Annotated in this window: 12 protein-coding genes; 6 read left to right on the plus strand and 6 right to left on the minus strand. The window is 75.5% G+C overall.

Annotated elements, in window-relative coordinates; all coding sequences use genetic code 11:
- Window positions 1–7: 7 nt before the first annotated feature.
- Both ABZY91_RS06875 and ABZY91_RS06880 read right to left on the minus strand, forming a co-directional pair.
- A complete protein-coding gene (locus tag ABZY91_RS06875) occupies window positions 8–763 on the minus strand; it encodes an alpha/beta fold hydrolase (RefSeq protein WP_355400353.1) in 756 nt (251 codons plus the stop codon).
- 248 nt (window positions 764–1,011) lie between these two features.
- A complete protein-coding gene (locus tag ABZY91_RS06880; protein ID WP_355400355.1) occupies window positions 1,012–1,758 on the minus strand; it encodes an AAA family ATPase in 747 nt (248 codons plus the stop codon).
- Window positions 1,759–2,530: 772 nt separating this feature from the next.
- Here ABZY91_RS06880 and ABZY91_RS06885 point away from each other — a divergent pair.
- The 4 genes from ABZY91_RS06885 (at window position 2,531) to ABZY91_RS06900 (ending at window position 6,413) form a co-directional block, all read left to right on the plus strand.
- Window positions 2,531–4,081 carry an AMP-binding protein gene (locus tag ABZY91_RS06885; RefSeq protein ID WP_355400357.1) on the plus strand — a complete coding sequence of 517 codons (1,551 nt, stop codon included), beginning with the start codon at window positions 2,531–2,533 and terminating at the stop codon, window positions 4,079–4,081.
- Between the two features lie 148 nt (window positions 4,082–4,229).
- Entirely contained in the window at window positions 4,230–4,415 is a 186-nt protein-coding gene (locus ABZY91_RS06890) for a hypothetical protein (protein ID WP_329950555.1), read from the plus strand.
- Window positions 4,416–4,555: 140 nt separating this feature from the next.
- Window positions 4,556–5,524, plus strand: coding sequence for an aldolase (locus ABZY91_RS06895; protein WP_355400359.1), 969 nt, complete (start codon window positions 4,556–4,558; stop codon window positions 5,522–5,524).
- Window position 5,525: 1 nt separating this feature from the next.
- On the plus strand, window positions 5,526–6,413 hold the full coding sequence (locus ABZY91_RS06900; protein ID WP_355400361.1) for a dihydrodipicolinate synthase family protein: 888 nt from the start codon (window positions 5,526–5,528) through the stop codon (window positions 6,411–6,413).
- A gap of 66 nt (window positions 6,414–6,479) precedes the next feature.
- On the opposite strand, the gene ABZY91_RS06905 is transcribed toward ABZY91_RS06900, so the two are convergent.
- The 4 genes from ABZY91_RS06905 to ABZY91_RS06920 form a co-directional block, all read right to left on the minus strand.
- Window positions 6,480–7,055: an XRE family transcriptional regulator gene (locus tag ABZY91_RS06905; protein ID WP_329875733.1), complete on the minus strand. Its 576-nt coding sequence runs from the start codon at window positions 7,053–7,055 to the stop codon at window positions 6,480–6,482.
- An 83-nt stretch (window positions 7,056–7,138) separates the two neighbouring features.
- A complete protein-coding gene (locus ABZY91_RS06910) occupies window positions 7,139–8,077 on the minus strand; it encodes an ABC transporter ATP-binding protein (RefSeq protein WP_329875821.1) in 939 nt (312 codons plus the stop codon).
- A 133-nt stretch (window positions 8,078–8,210) separates the two neighbouring features.
- A complete protein-coding gene (locus tag ABZY91_RS06915; RefSeq protein ID WP_355400363.1) occupies window positions 8,211–11,021 on the minus strand; it encodes an FtsX-like permease family protein in 2,811 nt (936 codons plus the stop codon).
- A complete protein-coding gene (locus ABZY91_RS06920; RefSeq protein WP_355400365.1) occupies window positions 11,018–14,392 on the minus strand; it encodes an FtsX-like permease family protein in 3,375 nt (1,124 codons plus the stop codon). The genes ABZY91_RS06915 and ABZY91_RS06920 overlap by 4 nt, the downstream gene beginning before the upstream one ends.
- Before the next feature lie 337 nt (window positions 14,393–14,729).
- Between ABZY91_RS06920 and ABZY91_RS06925 the strand changes: the two genes are divergently transcribed.
- Window positions 14,730–15,443, plus strand: a complete 714-nt coding sequence (locus ABZY91_RS06925) for an ABC transporter ATP-binding protein (protein WP_355400367.1) — start codon at window positions 14,730–14,732, stop codon at window positions 15,441–15,443.
- 676 nt (window positions 15,444–16,119) lie between these two features.
- Entirely contained in the window at window positions 16,120–16,902 is a 783-nt protein-coding gene (locus tag ABZY91_RS06930) for a sulfite exporter TauE/SafE family protein (RefSeq protein ID WP_355400369.1), read from the plus strand.
- Window positions 16,903–17,175: the final 273 nt, after the last annotated feature.

Consider the following 17,175-nt stretch of genomic DNA (forward strand, 5'->3'; position numbering starts at 1 on the left):
GCCGGGGTCAGCCCCGCAGACGGGCGGTCAGGACCTCCACCACGGCGGCGCGCTGGTCGGCGAGGTAGAAGTGGCCGCCGGGGAACACGTTCAGGTCGAAGCCGCCGGTGGTGTGGGCCGCCCAGCCGCGGACCTGGTCGAGCGTCGCGCGCGGGTCGGCGTCGCCGGTCAGTGCGGTCACCGGCAGGGAGACCGTCGCGTCCGGCGCGGCGCAGTACGTCTCGATGGCCGTGTAGTCGCCGCGCAGTGACGGCAGGATCAGTTCCCGCAGCTCGGGGTCGGCCAGGACGCGCCCGTCGGTGCCGCCGAGCCTGCCGACCTCGGCGAGCAGGCCGTCGTCGTCCAGCAGGTGGACCGCCGAGTCCCGGGGCACGGAGGGCGCGCGGCTGCCGGAGACGCAGAGCCGCACTGGTCCGGCCACCCCGTCGCGCTCGAAGCGGCGCGCCACCTCGAAGGCGACGGACGCGCCCATGCTGTGCCCGAAGAGGGTGAGCGGGCGGTCCGCCCAGCCCAGCAGCGCCTGGTAGGCCCGGTCCGCGAGGACGGCCAGCGAGTCGACCGCAGGCTCCCCGAACCGGTTCTGCCGGCCCGGGTACTGGACGGCGAGCACGTCCGCGTAGGGCGAGAGGGCCGCCGACCACTCCAGGAAGTAGCCGGCCGACCCGCCCGCGTGCGGGAAGATCACGACCCGTGCGGGCGCCGCGTCGACGGGGTGGAAGCGGCGGAACCAGAGGCTCTCGGCGACGGCGGTGTGGCCGGGCATGCGGGGGCTCCCTCTCGGCGGACGGATCGGTTGGTGATCTCTCTCCCCAGTCTCCCCACCCGACCACCCCCGCCACCAGATCATCAGCCGGAGCGGCGCCGTGACGGCCACCACTTCCGAGCGCCGCCGGATCCCCGGCGGGCCGGCGCCCGGCCGCCGAGCCCCGCCCGTCCGCGCCGAAGCCCCACCGAGGACGGGGCGAGGACGGGGCGAGACAGCGCGGGACGAGCCGGGACGGGGCGGCCCGTTCAGGCTCCGGGCGTCGTGCCCGACGGCCCCGGTCCGAACCGTGCCCGCACCGCCCGTGAGCGGGAGGCCGCGTCCAGCAGGAGCACCGACGCGGCCTCCGGCGTGGGCGTCGCGCCGTCGCCGCGGGCGTGCCGGGTGAGCGAGGCGACGAGGCGGTCGAGGCCGCGTCGATGGCGGGCGAAGGCTCGGCGGGGCGCCCACCGGCCGCGGGCCTGCTGCCCGGCCAGGGCGGTGGCGGCGCCGACGTCGAGCAGGACGAGGTGCAGCTCGCGTCCCTGGCGGGCGGCCGAGCGGGCGAGCCAGCGGCGCATCCACGCCCGGCTGCCGCAGTCGTGGACCAGCAGCGGCCCGCCGCGGGAGACCGACCGGCGGAGCAGCCGCACGTGCTCCAGCCGTGCCCACGGCCGGTAGACGCCGTACGGCAGGCGCGCGGGCATGACGGCGGCGCAGGCCTCGTGGACGGCCCTCGGGTCGACGGTGGCGGCCGACGGCGCCCCGGCGGACCACCGGCGCAGCAACGTGCTCTTGCCGCTCCCGGGCAGGCCGGAGACGACCACGACGGCGTCGCCCGGGTACTCGACGGCGAACGGCTCGCCGGCTTCGCCGCGCAGGTCGACCAGCCCGCGCGGTGCCATCGTCACGCCCACGCCCACGCCCGCCGCCGGGGTCGGCCCCGTCCGGCTGCCGGTCCGCGGCCGGACCGCCGTCGGGCCACCCGCGCCGGTCGACCCGTCCACGGTGCTCACCGGCGCTCTCCCGGGAGACCCCCGCCGCCGGGCCGGGGAGACGGGGGTGCCCCCGTCCTCAGCGTGGCGGCGGGTCCTCGGCCCGGATCCGGGGAGCGGCGGAGCGGACGCCGGGACCGTGGACGGACCGCGTCGCCGGTCGGGGCCGCCGGTGGGACTGCCGTGCCTGTGGGGTGTTCCATGATCCTGACCTCAACGCTGCTCGAAGCATCCTGCCCGCCGGGCAGGCGGACGGACTGTACGCCCATCGAGGGCCGGCACGTCCTCGCGTGGCGATCGCACGCCGAATTCGGGCCGAGGAACGGGAACCCGCCCCGGCGAACCGGCCGAGGGCGCGCGTCCGTCCCGCAGGACGGGAGGAATCCCCGACCTGGGGGGCGGGAAGGGTGCCGGCCCTCCCGTCCGTGCCCGACCCGGCACGATAACAATCCACAACAGTCCACGTCGGAGGCCGGGTCCCCGGTTCCGGTGGCGTGCCGCGGTGTGCCGCGGGCCGGCCCCACGAAGCCGGTGCGGTCCGCCGGACCGGCCACGGACGGACCGGCCACCGACGGACCGGCCACGGACCGGCGCCTCCGCCGCGACGGCCCGGACATACCGGGCAGGCGCGCTCTATGGTGGTGGCCGACATGATGGTCCATCAGTTCACCGACCCGCTCGGCACGGTGAGCGGCGGGCCGACCGGGGCCGGGCTCGGCACGACGGGCGCACGGCGGACGGGTGGCGGGTGCACGGCGGTGCACGGCGGTGCACGGCGGGCGGAGGGCTGGACGTGGCGGGGACACTGCGGGAGGCCGCGGGGGCCGGTGCGGGGACGGCGACGTACACCGGGCTGGTCCTGGCCGGGCTGACGCGCGATCCGGGGCGGGTGGCACTGCGTCACGGGGCGGAGGCGCTCACGGCGGCCAAGTGCCTCGCCGGGGTCTACCGGCTGGCCCGGGCCCTGCTGGCGACCGGCCTTCGGCGCGGGGACGGCGTCACCGTCCTGGCCGGGAACCGCCCCGAGACGGTACTGGTGCGGCTGGCGGCCAACCTGATCGGCTGCCGGGTCGCGATGCTCTACACCGACCGCCCGGTGGCGGACCAGATCGCGATGGCCGAGTCGGCGGGAACGGCGGCGTTCGTCTTCGATCCCGCGCGGTTCGGCGCGGCCGCCGCGCGGATCGCGGCCGAACTGCCCTCGGCCGAACTGCTGGCGCTCGGACCGACCGGCCCGGGCACGGACCTGCTGGAGCTGGCCGCGCCGCTGCCGGCCGAGCCGGTGGCGCCCCGGTTCCGGCCCGAGGACGTGATGGCGGTCCGGTTCACCGGAGGGTCGACCGGGCGGCCGAAGGGGGTCCTGCGCCGGTTCGTCCGCCCGCCGCGGCCGGAGCTGGTGGCCGCCACGTGCTTCCTGCTCTGCACGGCGCTCTGCCACGGCGGCGGCACCACGGCCGACCTCGCGCTGGCGGCCGGCGGCACGGTGGTACTCCAGGACGGATTCGCGGCGGAGGAGGTGCTGGCGGCGGTGGAGCGGTACCGGGTGTCCCGGATCTACCTGCCGCCGCACCTGCTGTACCGGCTGCTGGACCACCCCGCGCTGGACCGGGCCGACACCGGCAGCCTGCGCCGGGTCACGTACACCGGATGCCCGGCGACGCCCGGCCGGCTGGCCGAGGCGACGCGCCGACTGGGCCCGGTCCTGCACCAGACCTACAGCCTGACCGAGTGCGGGCCGGTGACCAGGCTGACGCCGGACGAGCATCGCGACCCGAGGCTGTTGACCACCGCCGGGCGGCCCTTCCCGGACACCGACGTGCGGATCCTGGACGCCGAGGACCGGCCGCTGCCGCCGGGAGCGACCGGCCGGATCTGGGTGCGCACGCCCACCGCGATGCAGGGCTACTGGCGCGACCCGGAGCTGACCGCCAGGGTCCTCCGCGACGGCCTGCTGGACACCGGCGACCTGGGCAGTCTGGACGGGGCCGGCTACCTGACGGTGGCGGGGCGGCGCGATCCGATGGCGATCGTGGACGCGCACAACGTGTTCCCCCGCGACGTCGAGGAACCGCTGCTGGCGCACCCCGCGGTACGGACGGCGGTCATGTTCGCCACGACCGGACCGGACCGGCTCCAGCGGGCGCACGCCGCCGTGACCGTGCTGCCGGGCAGCGGGGTGACGGCGGAGCAGTTGCACCGGTGGGTGCGGGACCGGAGCGGGCCGCTCTGCGACCCGGCGACGATCCTGGTCCTGCCGGGCATCCCCCTCACCGGGACCGGCAAGCCGGACCTCGGGGCCCTGCGGGCGCTGGCCGTCCCACCAGGGGCGCACGTGCCGGAATAGTGCGCCTCCCGCGCTTCGACCGCCCGCGCACGCCACCGTTCGCGCGGCGGACGCGATGCGGAACCGCCCGTGAACACTCGACCTGGCGGGCCGGTCTGCCGATATCCCCGGCGGTACCCTTCGCGCCGCCCTCCAGGAGGCACCTTCCGTGACCTGGCTCCGCGTCCTGACCGCGCTCGGCATCCTCGCCGTGGCGGCCAGCGCCCTGATCGTCTTCGCCCTCTGCACGGCCGCGGCCCGGGGCGACCGCACCGACCGCGGCGCCCCCCGGGGCGGTCTCCGCGAGGACGCCGAGCAGTCCGGACTGATCCGGCGCACGGGCGGGGAGAGCTGACCACCGGTCCGGCCCCCGCCGGGTGACCCCGGCAGGCACCTCCGCCGACCGTCACCCTCGGTGGCGGCGCCCGGGCACCCGGTACGCCGGCCGGTACGCCGACCGTTCGGCGTCGACACGAGGACACAAGGTGTCCTAAGGTGAACGACGTGTCCTTCGTCGATCCTCCGGCGCACGACACCGACGCGCCGCACGCCGGCGGCGCGCCGCACCCCGGCGTCCCCGACGGACCCGGTGTCCCCGCACGAAGGAGAAGCACCGTCATGGCCGAGACCCTGACCGCCGCCAAGGCGGACCTGGTCGACCTCGCACACCGCAGGATGCAGAGCGCCATCCCCGACAACGACTGGACCGTCCGCCAGAAGCTCGCGCTCACCTGCCGGATCCTCTTCGACGCCGGCCACGACTCCGGGCTGGCCGGTCAGATCACCGCCCGCGCCGAGCGGCCCGGCACCTACTACACCCAGCAACTCGGGCTCGGCTTCGACGAGATCACCGAATCCAACCTGCTCCTGGTGGACGAGGACCTCAACGTCCTCGAAGGCGGGGGCATGGCCAACCCGGCCAACCGCTTCCACAGCTGGGTGTACCGGGCCCGCCCGGACGTCAACTGCATCATCCACACCCACCCGCTGCACATCTCCGCACTGTCGATGCTGGAGACCCCGCTGGTCGTCTCCCACATGGACCTCTGCCCGCTGTACGACGACTGCGCGTTCCTCGAGAAGTGGCCCGGCATCCCGGTCGGCAACGAGGAGGGCGAGATCATCTCGGCCGCGCTCGGCGACAAGCGGGCGCTGCTCCTGGCCCACCACGGACAGTTGGTGGCCACGGGCACCGTCGAGGAGTCCTGCACCCTCGCCGTGCTCTTCGAACGGGCGGCCCGGCTCCAGCTGCTGGCCTCCGCGGCCGGCCGGATCCAGGAGATACCGGAGCTGCTCGCCCGCGAGGCCCACGACTGGACCTCCACCCCCAAGCGGGGCCAGGCCAACTTCGCCTACTACGCCCGGCGCGCCCTGCGGGCCGGCCACGGCGACGCACTCGTCCCGCCCGGCTCCCCCGACTCCCCCCACGCCCACGACACCCACGACACGAACGGCGGTGCCTGAGATGACGAGCCTCACCCTGGAAGGGATCATCGCCTACCCGGTGACCCCGTTCGCCGCCGGTGACGGCGGCGTGGACACCGACGCTCTCGCCGCCCTCGTCGACCGCCTGATCGTCTCCGGCGTCCACGCCGTCGCACCGCTCGGCTCGACCGGCGAGAGCGCCTACCTCGACGACCAGGAGTGGTACACCGCCGCCGAGACCGCGCTGGCGGCGGTGGCCGGACGGGTGCCCTCGGTCGTCGGCGTCGCGGACCTCACCACCCGCAACGCGGTCCGGCGCGCCCGCTTCGCCGAACAGGCGGGCGCGGACGCGGTGATGGTGCTGCCGGTGTCGTACTGGAAGCTGGACGAACGCGAGGTGATCCGGCACTTCACCACGGTGGCCGAGGCCGTCTCGGTGCCGGTGATGATCTACAACAACCCCGCCACCAGCGGGATCGACCTCTCCCCCGAGCTGATGGTCTCCCTCGTCGACCGGGTGGAGAACATCACCATGGTGAAGGAGAGCAGCGGCGACGTGCAGCGGATGCACCGGCTCTCCCAACTCACCGACGGCGCACTGCCGTTCTACAACGGCAGCAACCCGCTGGCGCTGGAGGCGTTCGCCGCCGGCGCGGCCGGCTGGTGCACCGCGGCGCCGTGCCTGATCCCCGAACCGGTGCTGGAGCTCTACCGTGCCGTCCGGGCCGGCGAGCTGGACACCGCCCGCAAGGTGTTCTACCGCCAGCTGCCGGTCCTGGAGTTCATCCTGCGCGGCGGCCTGCCCACCACCGTCAAGGCCGGCCTGGCGCTGCGCGGGCTGGACGTCGGCACGCCGCGCCGCCCGCTGCTGCCACTGGACGAGGAGCGGACCGGCCGGCTGGCCGAGCTGCTCGCGGCGGTCGGCTGACGCCCGTCGCCCCCGGGACCCGCCCCCGGGACCTCGCGTGAGGGCCGTCGCATCAGGGTCCTCGTGTCAGGGCAGGGTGGGAACGCGGTCCGCCGGGCCGGCCGGGTCGTCGTGGATCACCACGAGGACCGCGGCCGGCCCGGCGCCGGTGGAGCGGCAACGGTGCGGCAGCGCCGAGTTGAAGTAGACGCTGTCGCCCGGCTCCAGCCGCACGGTCTGCTCCGGGAACTCCAGCTCGACCGTCCCCTCGTGGACGAAGAGGAACTCCTCGCCCGCGTGGGACTTGAACGGCGAGTCACCCAGCTCGGTCGGCGGGTGCATCATGAACGGCACCATCTGCTTGCCGGTCAGCCCGGTCGCGATGCCCTCGTAGTGCGGGGTCCCCGGGCCGGTGCCCCCCGCCATCGGCGTCCGCTCGCCGGCCCGCACCACGGTCACCAGCTCGGGCTCCACCTCGTCCGAGAACAGCCGGCTGACGTCCACGTCCAGCGCGTGCGCGAGCTTGAGCGCGGTGGAGATCGACGGGTCGCTGAGGCCGCGCTCCACCTTGGACAGGTAGCTCTTGGTCACCCCGACCTTGGCCGCCAACGCCTCCAGGCTGAGCCGGTTCTGCTTCCTCAGCACCCGCACCCGGCTGCTCATCGCGCCACCTCTCGCCCCGGAACGTCCCGGTCCAGTATCCCATCCGCGCCCGCCGCGACTCCACCGCGCCCGCGCCGCGGCCCTCAGTGCCCTTCGAGGTCGTCCGGGCGGACGGAGATGTGGTCGGGAGCGAGCTCCACGGCCACCCGGTGCTCCATGCCGAGCGCCTCCAGGAACTTCGCCGGCAACTGCACCCGGCCGGTGCGGTCCAGCATCACGTACTCGGTCTCGTTCACCGACTCCTCGCCGTGCTCGTCGGTGAGCGTGCGGCGGAGCACCTCGCTGCTGGTCCGGCCGTCGCGGATCGCGACGGTGCGCCGCACCTCGCCGGCCACCATCGGGTCGTGGGTGACGATCACGACCGTGGCGCCGAGGTCCCGGTTGACGGTGCGGAAGGCCTCGAAGATGCTCGCCCCGGTGTCCGAGTCGAGCTCACCGGTCGGCTCGTCGGCGAGCAGCACGGGCGGGTTGTTGGCCATGCCGACCGCGATGGCGACCCGCTGCTGCTGGCCGCCGGACATCTCGGAGGGGCGCCGGTGGGCGAGGTCGCCGATCTCCAGGGCCTCCAGCAGTTCGGCGACCCGGGCCGCCTGGCGGCGGGAGGCGCTCCGGGTGGAGCGGCTGCCGCTCAGCTGCATCGGCAGAGCGATGTTCTCGGCGGCGGTGAGGAAGGGCAGCAGGTTGCGGGCGGTCTGCTGCCAGATGAAGCCGACCACCTCGCGGCGGTAGCGCAGGCGCTCGCGGGCCGACATCTCCAGCAGGTCGCACCCCGCCACCGTCGCGGTGCCGGCGGTCGGCACGTCGAGGCCCGCCAGGATGGTGAGCAGCGTGGACTTGCCGCTGCCGGAGGCGCCGACCAGGGCGACCAGGTCGCCCTTCCGGATGGTCAGTTCCAGGCCCTGGAGGGCCTGCACCTCGACGCCCTGGGCGCTGAAGATGCGGACCAGGCGGTCGCAGACGATGGCCGCGTCCGCATCTCCGAAGGCCTTGGGCGCGGCGGCGGCACGCGCCCGTTCCTGCAGTTCCTGGAAGGTGGGGACCGGGACGGCCGTCTGTTCCTGGGCGCTGCTGTTCACCCCTGCACTCCTCTCGTCGACGCTGTGCTTCTGTCGCGGTCACACTGTCGTGCTTCCGTCGTGTGCCGGACCGGGACGCTCATTGCTGGTCCCCCGCCCGGAGTTCGGTGGCGATCTGGCGGCGGCCGGAGACCAGTGCCTCCGCGACCACGCCCGCCGAGACGAGGGCCGCGAGGCCGACCGTCTGGAGCAGGACCGGCGGGACGGCGACCGGCAGGCCGGCCGGGATCGCCGCGCCGACCAGGGTGGACAGGTCGAACGCCGGGCCGAGCAGGGCGACCGCGGCGACCGCGACCAGCCCGCCGCCGACCGCCGCGACCAGCGTCTGCGGCAGGGTCTCCACCAGGATCAGGAAGAGGCCCTGGCGGGGGCGCAGGCCCATCGTCCGCAGCCGGGCCAGCAGGGCGGCCCGTTCGGGCGCGGCCCGTACGAGGGTCAGCAGGACCGCGAGCAGGGCGAGCACCCCGGCGCCGAGCACGGCGACCCAGAACAGCCGCTCGGCGGACTCCTGGAGCGGATCGTCGCCGAGCTCGGCGACCACGCCCGCACCGGTGCGCACCGTGTACCCCGCGGGCAGTGCGTCCTTCTCGGCCGTCGCGCCGGTGACCCGGCCCTTGGTCGCCGTGGCGGCGATCAGTTCGCGCACCAGCCGCTTCAGCTCGGCCTCGTCGACGGAGCCGGCGGCGAACCAGAGGTTGGGGCGGCCGAGTTCCGGTGCGCGGGCGACGGCCGGCGCGGCGGGGAGGACGACGAACATGCGGCCGTCGCCCTGGAGGGCGGGCGTGCCGTCGACGGTCCCGACCGCCCCGACGAGCAGTTCGCCGCCGCCGGGCAGCCGGAGCCGGTGCCCGGCGGCGTCCCCGGCGAGCTTCTCGGCGAGGGCGGTGGAGACCAGCGCCGGCAACGGGGCGTCGGGGCCCTCGGATCCGCCGGCCAGGACGGCCGGGTCGAACGTGCCGTGGCCGAGCGAGCGGGAGATCGCCGCGTACGCGACCGGATCGGCGACCACCGCGGAGATCCGGGTGGAGCCGCTGCCCGTGCCGAGCAGGAACACCTCGGTGTCGGACCAGACCGGGGCGGCGTCCCGGACCCCGGGGAGCGCAGCCGCCGCGGCGGCGAAGGCGGGCGTGACGTTGACGCCGATCGGGAGCAGGACCGAGGCGTCGCCGCCTACGGTGAGCCGGGCGGCCCGGGTCCGGGCCGACTCGACGGCGTCGAGGACGGTGGCCCCGAAACCGGCGGTGGTGACGGCGAGCAGGAGGGCGAGCAGCGGCAGGACGGAGGGTCGCGGCCGGGTGTCGGTACCGCGGGCGGCGCGGGCCAGCCCGAGGAAGCCGACCACGCCGGGCCGCCGGCCCGCGGCCCTGGCGAGGGCCCCGACCAGCAGCGGCTGGATCCGGGCCAGCACCAACCCGCCGGTGAGGGCGAGCAGCAGCGGCGACGCGACCAGCAGCGGGTCCAGGCCGTCGCCGACGGGCGCGACACCGCGCCGCCGGACCTCGGCCACGGCCGCCACGGTGAGGGCCAGCACGGCGAGTTCGCCGACCAGTCGGCGCCGGGCGCCGGCGGCGCGGGGCCGCGACCAGAGGAGTGCGGCGCGGACCGGGAGGGCGAGCAGGGTGAACAGGCCGACGCCGAGCGCGGCCAGGACGGCTCCGCCCCAGCGCGGGGTGGGCAGCAGCCACAGGGCCAGCGCCGTCGCCAGCGCGGCGGCGGGCAGCACCGTGACGGCGCCCTCGCCCAGCAGCCGTCTCGTCACACCGCCGCGCGAGCCGCCGCGGGCCTGGAGCAGCCGGAGTTCGGCCGTACGCCGGTCGGAGGTCAGCGCGGCGGCCAGACAGAGCACCACCACACCGACCCCGGCCAGACCGGCCGGGCCGAGCGCGGCGAGCGGAGCGACGGCCTGCTGCCGGGCGGTGGCCTGGGTGAACAGCTGCGGCAGCTGGGAGTTGATCCGCAGGTCCGGGTGGTAGGTGGCGGCCATCAGCGCGGTCGCGGTGGGACCCGTGAGGTAGGAGGCGATCTCCTGCTGGACCCGGGGCAGTTGGTCGGCGCGCAGGCGGTCGACGTCGAGCGGCAACCGCCAGAAGTCCTGGGCGCCGCTCTCCCAGCCGTCGACCCGGTCGAGGGCGCCCCCGGCGACCATGCCGGTGACCCGCCAGTAGGCGTCCGGGAACTTGCCCGTGGTGTAGGCCAGGCAGGCCTGCACGGGGCAGGGCAGCTCGGTCCAGTACGGGTCCTCCGGGGCCGGGGCGGTGAAGAACCCGACGACCTCGGCCTGGGGTGCCTGGCCGGTGACGGACTCCGTGGTCCGGAGTACGTCACCGAGGTGGATGCCGACGGTGTCCGCGGCGTTCTTGCTGATCGCGATCCGCACGGGGGCGCCCTGCGGGCCGACCTCCGGCCAGCGGCCCTCGACCAGCGTGGTGCGGTCGCCGAGGCCGTTCACGTAGAGCAGGTCCATCATCGGGAGGACGCCCTCGGGCATCGCGAGCCCCGGGTTGGCCAGGGTGCGGGGCTTGCCGCTGCGCGCGCCGTAGACCGGGCCGCCCGGGGCGACGCCGAAGGTCCTACCGGTGTGGGCGGTCAGCTGCGCGGCGGCGTCGTCGAGGTCCTTGGCTCCCCCGCTCAGGCGCGAGGTGGCGAACAGGCTGGTCGCGGCGGGGCCGCGGTCCTTCAGGAACTCGCGCAGCCCCTGGTCGGCCGTCCGGTCCAGGATCCTGGGGAAGGCGGCGGCCAGGAAGACGGTGCCGAAGGCCAGTGCCGCGGTGAGCAGGGCGGCGAGCGGCGTCGCCCGCAGCCTGGTGCGCACCCAGGGCGCGGGGCGGTGGGCGGCCGGGGGGAGGGCTGTCGCCCTGCCCGTGCCGTCCGTTCCGGTCGGGCTGGTCACATCTCCTCCATGTTCCGGAGCCGTTGGGCCACGTCCCGGCGCCGGCGGCCGCCGAGGAGGGCCGAGAGCAGCGGGACGGCGGCGATCACGACGGCCAGGAGCACCGCGGTGCCGACCGGCAGGTCGACCACGGCCTCCGGGACGGGACGGCGGGCCGCCGGGGTGAGCACCACGAGCGGCACGATGAGGTGGACGATCAGGGCGCCGAGGCCGAGTCCGACGAGGCTGCCGAGGCCCACCAGGACGGCCTGTTCGGAGGCCGCGGTGCGAACCAGACGGCGCCTCGGCGTACCGAGGGCGAGCAGCAGCGCGAACTCACGGGACCGTTCGCCCGCCGCGGCGGCCGAGGCGGCGCCGAAGCCGATCGCGGCGAGCACCGTGGTGACGACCGCGATGGCAGCGAGCGCGTTCTGCGGGGCGGCGCTGAGCGGGTCGCCGGTCAGTGCGGCGGCGACCTCCTCGCGCAGTTTCAGGTCCGGCGTGCCGGGGGCGGCGCGCAGGGCGGCGGCGGCCCGGGCGGGTGCCGGGTCGTCGGAGCCGGTGGCCGGCAGCCACCACTCGGCGGGGACGGGGGTCTCCCGGCCCTCGGCGGCGAGCGCCCGGCTGACGGTGGCGAGGTCCAGCAGGAGGGACTTGTCGCCGGCGACCGGCAGGGACTCGACGACCGCGCTGATCCGCACCCGCAGGACGGTGGGGCCGACGGGCACCCGGACGGTCTCGCCGACGGCCCCGCCGTTGGCGGTCAGGAAGCCCCGGGTGGCGACGCCTGCGACCTCCTGCGGCGTGCCCGCCGCGGCGGCTCCGGCCGCAGCCGCCGCGACCGGCGTGTAGACGCCCCGGACGCTGCCGGAGGCTCCGTTGACCGGGCGGTAGCGCACCTTGAACAGCTGCTGGGCGTCGGCCCCTCCGAGGCTGCCCTCGGTGGCGAGGACGCCGCTGACCGCGGAGCCGGTGGGGGCCCAGGTCAGACCGGCCGGGACCTCGGCGGGCACGGCGGGAGCGTCCGCCGCGTCGGCGGCGGAGATCCGGCGGACGGTCAGCTCCCCACCGTCCCGGACGTCCGCGGAGACGATCAGCCCCACGACCGAGAGCGGTGCGGACGCCGTGCTGAGCGGGGCGTCCGTCAGGGCGCGCAGGTCGGCGGTGGCGCGGCCCTCGCCCGAGGCGGGGACGCCGATGAGGGGGGTCTGGAAGGTGAGGCCGTAGCGGTCGCGCAGCAGCACCCAGACCTCCGGTCGGCCCTTGGACGGTATGACGTAGCTGTCGCGCGGGTTCTCGGCCTGCTCCCTGGGCACGAACGTGACGTCGGCGTCGATCCGTTGCGGTCGGCCGGGCAGCGGTACTCCGGCCGCCGCCCCGGTGGGCGCGGCCTGGGCCAGGGGGTCGAACAGCGTGTGCGGGTCCTGGTTCTCCAGGAGGTCGGAGCGGACCGGCACGCGGTCGGCGAAACCGGCGGCGTCCAGGATGAGCACCTGCCCGTAGCCGTTGTCGGGGAGCGACTGCTCCTGCCGGACGACCGGGAGGACCCGGTCTCCTCCGGGCAGGGCGCTGTAGCGGCTGCCCTGGCCCATCGGAGCGGTCTTGGAGTTGTAGATCCTCAGCCCGCCGGCGGTGGTGAAGCTCGCCTGGTCCTGCTGGGAGGTGTTCCAGGTGGCGTGCTGGCCGAGTGCCAGGACGCCGGTGGAGACACCGAGGACGAGGAGGAGGACCGGCCCGCTGGCGCGGCCGGGCCGGCGGGCCAGCTGCCAGCCGACCAGCGCGGGCGCCAGGCCGCGACCGCGGGCGGCCAGCCGGGCACCGAGCCGGGCGGCCAGCGGCAGCAGCCGCAGCGCCAGGAGGGTGCCGGCGCAGAGCGCGAGGGTGGGGGTGGCGACCAGGACCGGGTCCAGGCCGAGCCGGCCGTCGGAGTCCGGGGACAACCCGCCGCTGTACTGCGAGAGTTGGTGGTAGGCGAGCACGGCCAGGGCGAGCAGGGCGAGGTCGGCGCCGGACCGGGCGGCGCCGGAGGCCAGGGCCTGGCGGCGGCCGGCCCGGCGCAGCACGGCCGACCCGGCGCCGCGCAGCACGGCGGGTACGGCGGCGAGCAGGACGCAGCCGAGCGCGCAGAGGACCGAGACCGGCCAGAGCGTCCAGCTGAGACCGGTGTCCAGCGGCACCCGGCGCAGCGGCCCGAAGCCGCCCAGGACGCGGAGCAGCGGCGGGGTGAGCAGGGGGGCGAGCAGCGCGGCGGGCAGGGCGAGCAGCGTCGCTTCCAGGGCGGTGAAGGCGCCGAGCCGGGCGCCGGACGCACCACGGGCGGCGAGCAGGGCGTTCTCGGACTGCTGACGGGTCGCGATCAGGTGGACGACCAGTAGCAGGGCGGCGGCGGCGAGGACGATCAGCTGCAGGGCGCCGATCAGCAGGGTCGACCGGGCGACCAGCGCGCTGGACTCCAGTTCGTCGAGCAGGTCGGGGAGTTCGCTCCGGGCGATCAGGCCGCCGTTCTTCGCGAGCTCGTCGCCCAGCCCGGCGGCCCGGGCGCGCAGGGCGTCGACGGTGGCGGGGGCGGTGCCGGCGAAGTCGGCGTCGAGCAGCCAGCTGCGGCCGTTCTGCGGGACGCCGGCGGCGGTGAAGACACTGTCGTCGACCAGCAGGGGGCCGTAGGTGGTGAAGCCGCCGGCCTGGATCTCGCGCCCTTGCAGCGGATCGAGCCGCCAGTAGAGGTCGGCTGCGTCGGTGGCGCGGTAGAGGCCGGTGATCCGCACGGTGAGCGGCGCGCCGCCGTAGCGGTCGGCGAGCCGGACGTCCGCGGGCAGCGCCTCGGCGGTGAGGCCCAGCCGGGTGAGGACGGTCTGCGGCACGGCCGCCTGGACGGGGCCGCCCGCGCCGCCGGCGGTGGCGACGGCGGGCAGGGCGCCGGCGAGCACGGTGACGCGCTCCCGGTCGAGGGTGGCGAGGAGGGTGAGGTCCGCTTCCTTGCCCCCGGGCTGGCCGGTCGGCTGGCCGGTGGCCTGGCCGCTCGGCTGCCCGGTGGCCGCACTGCTCGGCCGGCTGCCTGACGGGCTGCCCGACTGCGTGTCCGGCAGCCCGTAGGAGCGGCTGCGGGCCAGGCTGTGGACGGTGGTGGGGAGTTCGCCGAAGAGGGCGCGGTTGTAGTCCGCGACCGCCGCCTCGTCCTTGGCCCGCTTGTCCAAGCCGTGCTCGGAGTTGACCACCACCGTGGTCCGCGGGTGGCCCGCGCCCTGGAGCGCCTGGCGCTGACCGACCTCACCCACGGTGCGCTGGAACGCCACCAGTGCGGTGAGCACCGCCGTCGTGATCAGTACGGTGAGCAGCGCCGCACTGGCCAGGGGCAGTCGCCCGCGCAAACGGCGCACGACAAAGCCGAGCATCCTGATTCCTCCCCCGGTCCATCATGGTCCCCGCGCCGCTGCCCCTACGGGCAGACTTGTCCCATTACGCGGATGGGCGCCCTCGGCGCACCGATACGGTGATCACCGGCACTTGATCACCGGATAGCGGACGATGCTGTCAGATCCGGCCAAAGAAAGGAAGGGACTTGCGCGAATCATGTAAGTAATGAGCAAATGCTCCGCACCGCAGCACTGTTGCGGCTGACAACAGGTCAAGCCGCTCGGCTTTTGCGTGACCGATAGCCATGAACACCTCAGCCCTTTGCCCCCGGCAAGGAGCCCCGTAGGAACACCCGAACACCGAGGGGACGTCGTCATGACGCAGCAACCGGTCGGCACCGTCACGGCTCCCATGGTGGCCGTGACCGATCTCCGACGCAGTTTCGGATCCGGTGAGCGCGCCGTCCACGCGCTGCGCGGGGTCAGCTTCTCCATAGGCAAGGGCGAGCTCACCGCCCTCAAGGGCCGGTCCGGCTCCGGCAAGACCACGCTGCTCAACCTGGTCGGCGGCCTCGACAGCCCGAGCGGCGGCACCATCACCCTCGACGGCACCGACATGGGAAGCCTCGACGAGGAGGGCCGGCTCGCCCTTCGCCGCGACCGCCTCGGCTTCGTCTTCCAGTCCTTCGGCCTGCTCCCGGTGCTCACCGCCGCCGAGAACGTCGGCGTACCGATGCGGCTGCGGAAGGTCCCCGCGGCCCAGCGCGAGGAGCGCGCCCACACCCTGCTCGCCCTGGTCGGGCTCGCCGACCACGCCAACCAGCGTCCCGGCGAACTCTCCGGCGGCCAGCAGCAGCGCGTCGCCATCGCCCGCGCCCTGGCCAACGAGCCCGACCTGATCATCGCCGACGAGCCGACCGGCCAGCTGGACTCGGAGACCGGCCGCGCGATCATGCAGCTGCTGCGCGCGGTGGTGCGCAGTGAAGGGGTGACCGTCCTGGTCGCGACCCACGACCCGACCCTGATGGAGCTCGCCGACCGGGTGGTCGAGCTCCGCGACGGCCGGATCGTCGAGGAACCCGCCGTCTGAGCCCGGACGCCACCTGCCGCCGGTCCCGCCGTCGACCACTGTCGACCACTGTCGGCCGCTGTCGGCCGCTGTCGGCCGGTGGCGTCCGGTCGCCCTGCCTCCGCTCGGACCGGCGGCAGGGCGACCGACCGCGTGTGGCCACAGCGAATGCCCGCTCGGACAAAAGGCCGGGCAACGCAATGCGCCGGGACGGCAGACCGGGGAATCCGGCCCCACCGGCCAGGAATAGGCAGAGGCCCCGCTCACCAGGGATCCGCCACCGGCGCGGGAATTCCCCGCCGCGCCCGCACAAGGCGAAGCGCATCGAGAATTGTCCGGCCGGCGAGGTCGGGCGGCTCCGGCGACGAACCGCGGCGGTGAGCACGGAACCGCCGGCGAGCAGGACGTGCCCTGCCACCCGCAATTCGTCGAGGGCCGCCGATGCCGCCACGAGCGCGGTGACCGCGCAACCGCTCGGCGGCCAGGGCCACACGGGCCGTCGGCCGGGCCCTGCCCACCCCTGGGCGTCACCCTGCTCGCCTTCCTCGCAGCCGACGTCCTCCCCGGCCTGGTCCGCCACACCGGCGCGGACCGGTCCGGGCGCTCCGGTCCGGTCCGGTCCGGTCCGTGGACACGCTCCCGACGGGTGCGCGGGCATGGCGGATACTGCCCCGAGGACTGACGGAGGGGGCTCGCGGTGGGCTGGTCTTCGAGCCTGCTCGGGTTCGGCACCGGACTGCTGATCTCGACGGTGACGGCGCCGGTGGGTGTCTCGGGAGCGGTGTTCCTCCTGCCGGTCCAGGTCAGCGTCCTGGGGGTGCCGAGCCCCGCGGTGACGCCGACGAACCTGCTGTTCAACGTCGTGGCCGGCCCGGGTGCGCTCCTGCGCCACCGCAGGGCCGGACGACTGGGCGGGCCGCTCACCCGGCTGCTGGTCGCGGGCACCGTTCCGGGTGTCGTCATCGGCGCCGCCGTGCGGGTGTTCGCGGTGCCCGGGCCGGAGGTCTTCCGGCTGCTGGTCGCCGCCCTGCTGCTGCCGCTCGGCGGCTGGCTGTGCCTCCGCACCCTGCGTCCTGCCCGGGACCGCGCCGCCACCGCGCCGACGGCCCGGACCACGACCGGACTCGCCCTGGCCGTCGGTGTCGTCGGCGGGATCTACGGGATCGGCGGCGGTTCGATCCTCGGCCCGGTCCTGGTCGGCCGCGGCGTTCCGATCGCCGAGGTGGCACCGGCCGCACTGGCGTCGACGTTCGTGACCTCGCTCGTGGGTGCCGGCACCTACGCGGTGCTGGCCCTGGCCGCCACCGGCGACATCGCCCCCGACTGGGTGCTCGGTCTGTCCTGCGGGCTGGGCGGCCTGGTCGGCGGCTACCTCGGCGCCCGCTTCCAGCCTCGTGTGCCCGAGACCGCGCTGCGGCTGCTGCTCGGTGTTCTGGCCGCCGCCGTCGGCCTCCTCTACGCCGTGCAGGGCCTGCGCTGACCGGTGCCCGCCCGTCGGGGCGAGCGTGGCGGCGAGGTCCTCGTCGACGGCGCCGGGGACGAGAGGCTCGCGGGCGTGTTCACGGCGTGGCGGCAACGGCTGCACGTACGGGTGAACCGACCGGTGGGCCGTGCTGCGCGCCGCCTCGCCGATTCCTCGGCCGCACGGCGGCGACCGCGTCAACGCGGCGTCAAGGCCGCGTCAAGGACGAGGGCGGCCGGATCATGAAAGCGTCAGGGACGGGGACGGCGCGGGCGCGGGCGGGCATACGGT

This window comes from Kitasatospora sp. NPDC002965, assembly GCF_040611255.1.
Taxonomy (GTDB): domain Bacteria; phylum Actinomycetota; class Actinomycetes; order Streptomycetales; family Streptomycetaceae; genus Kitasatospora.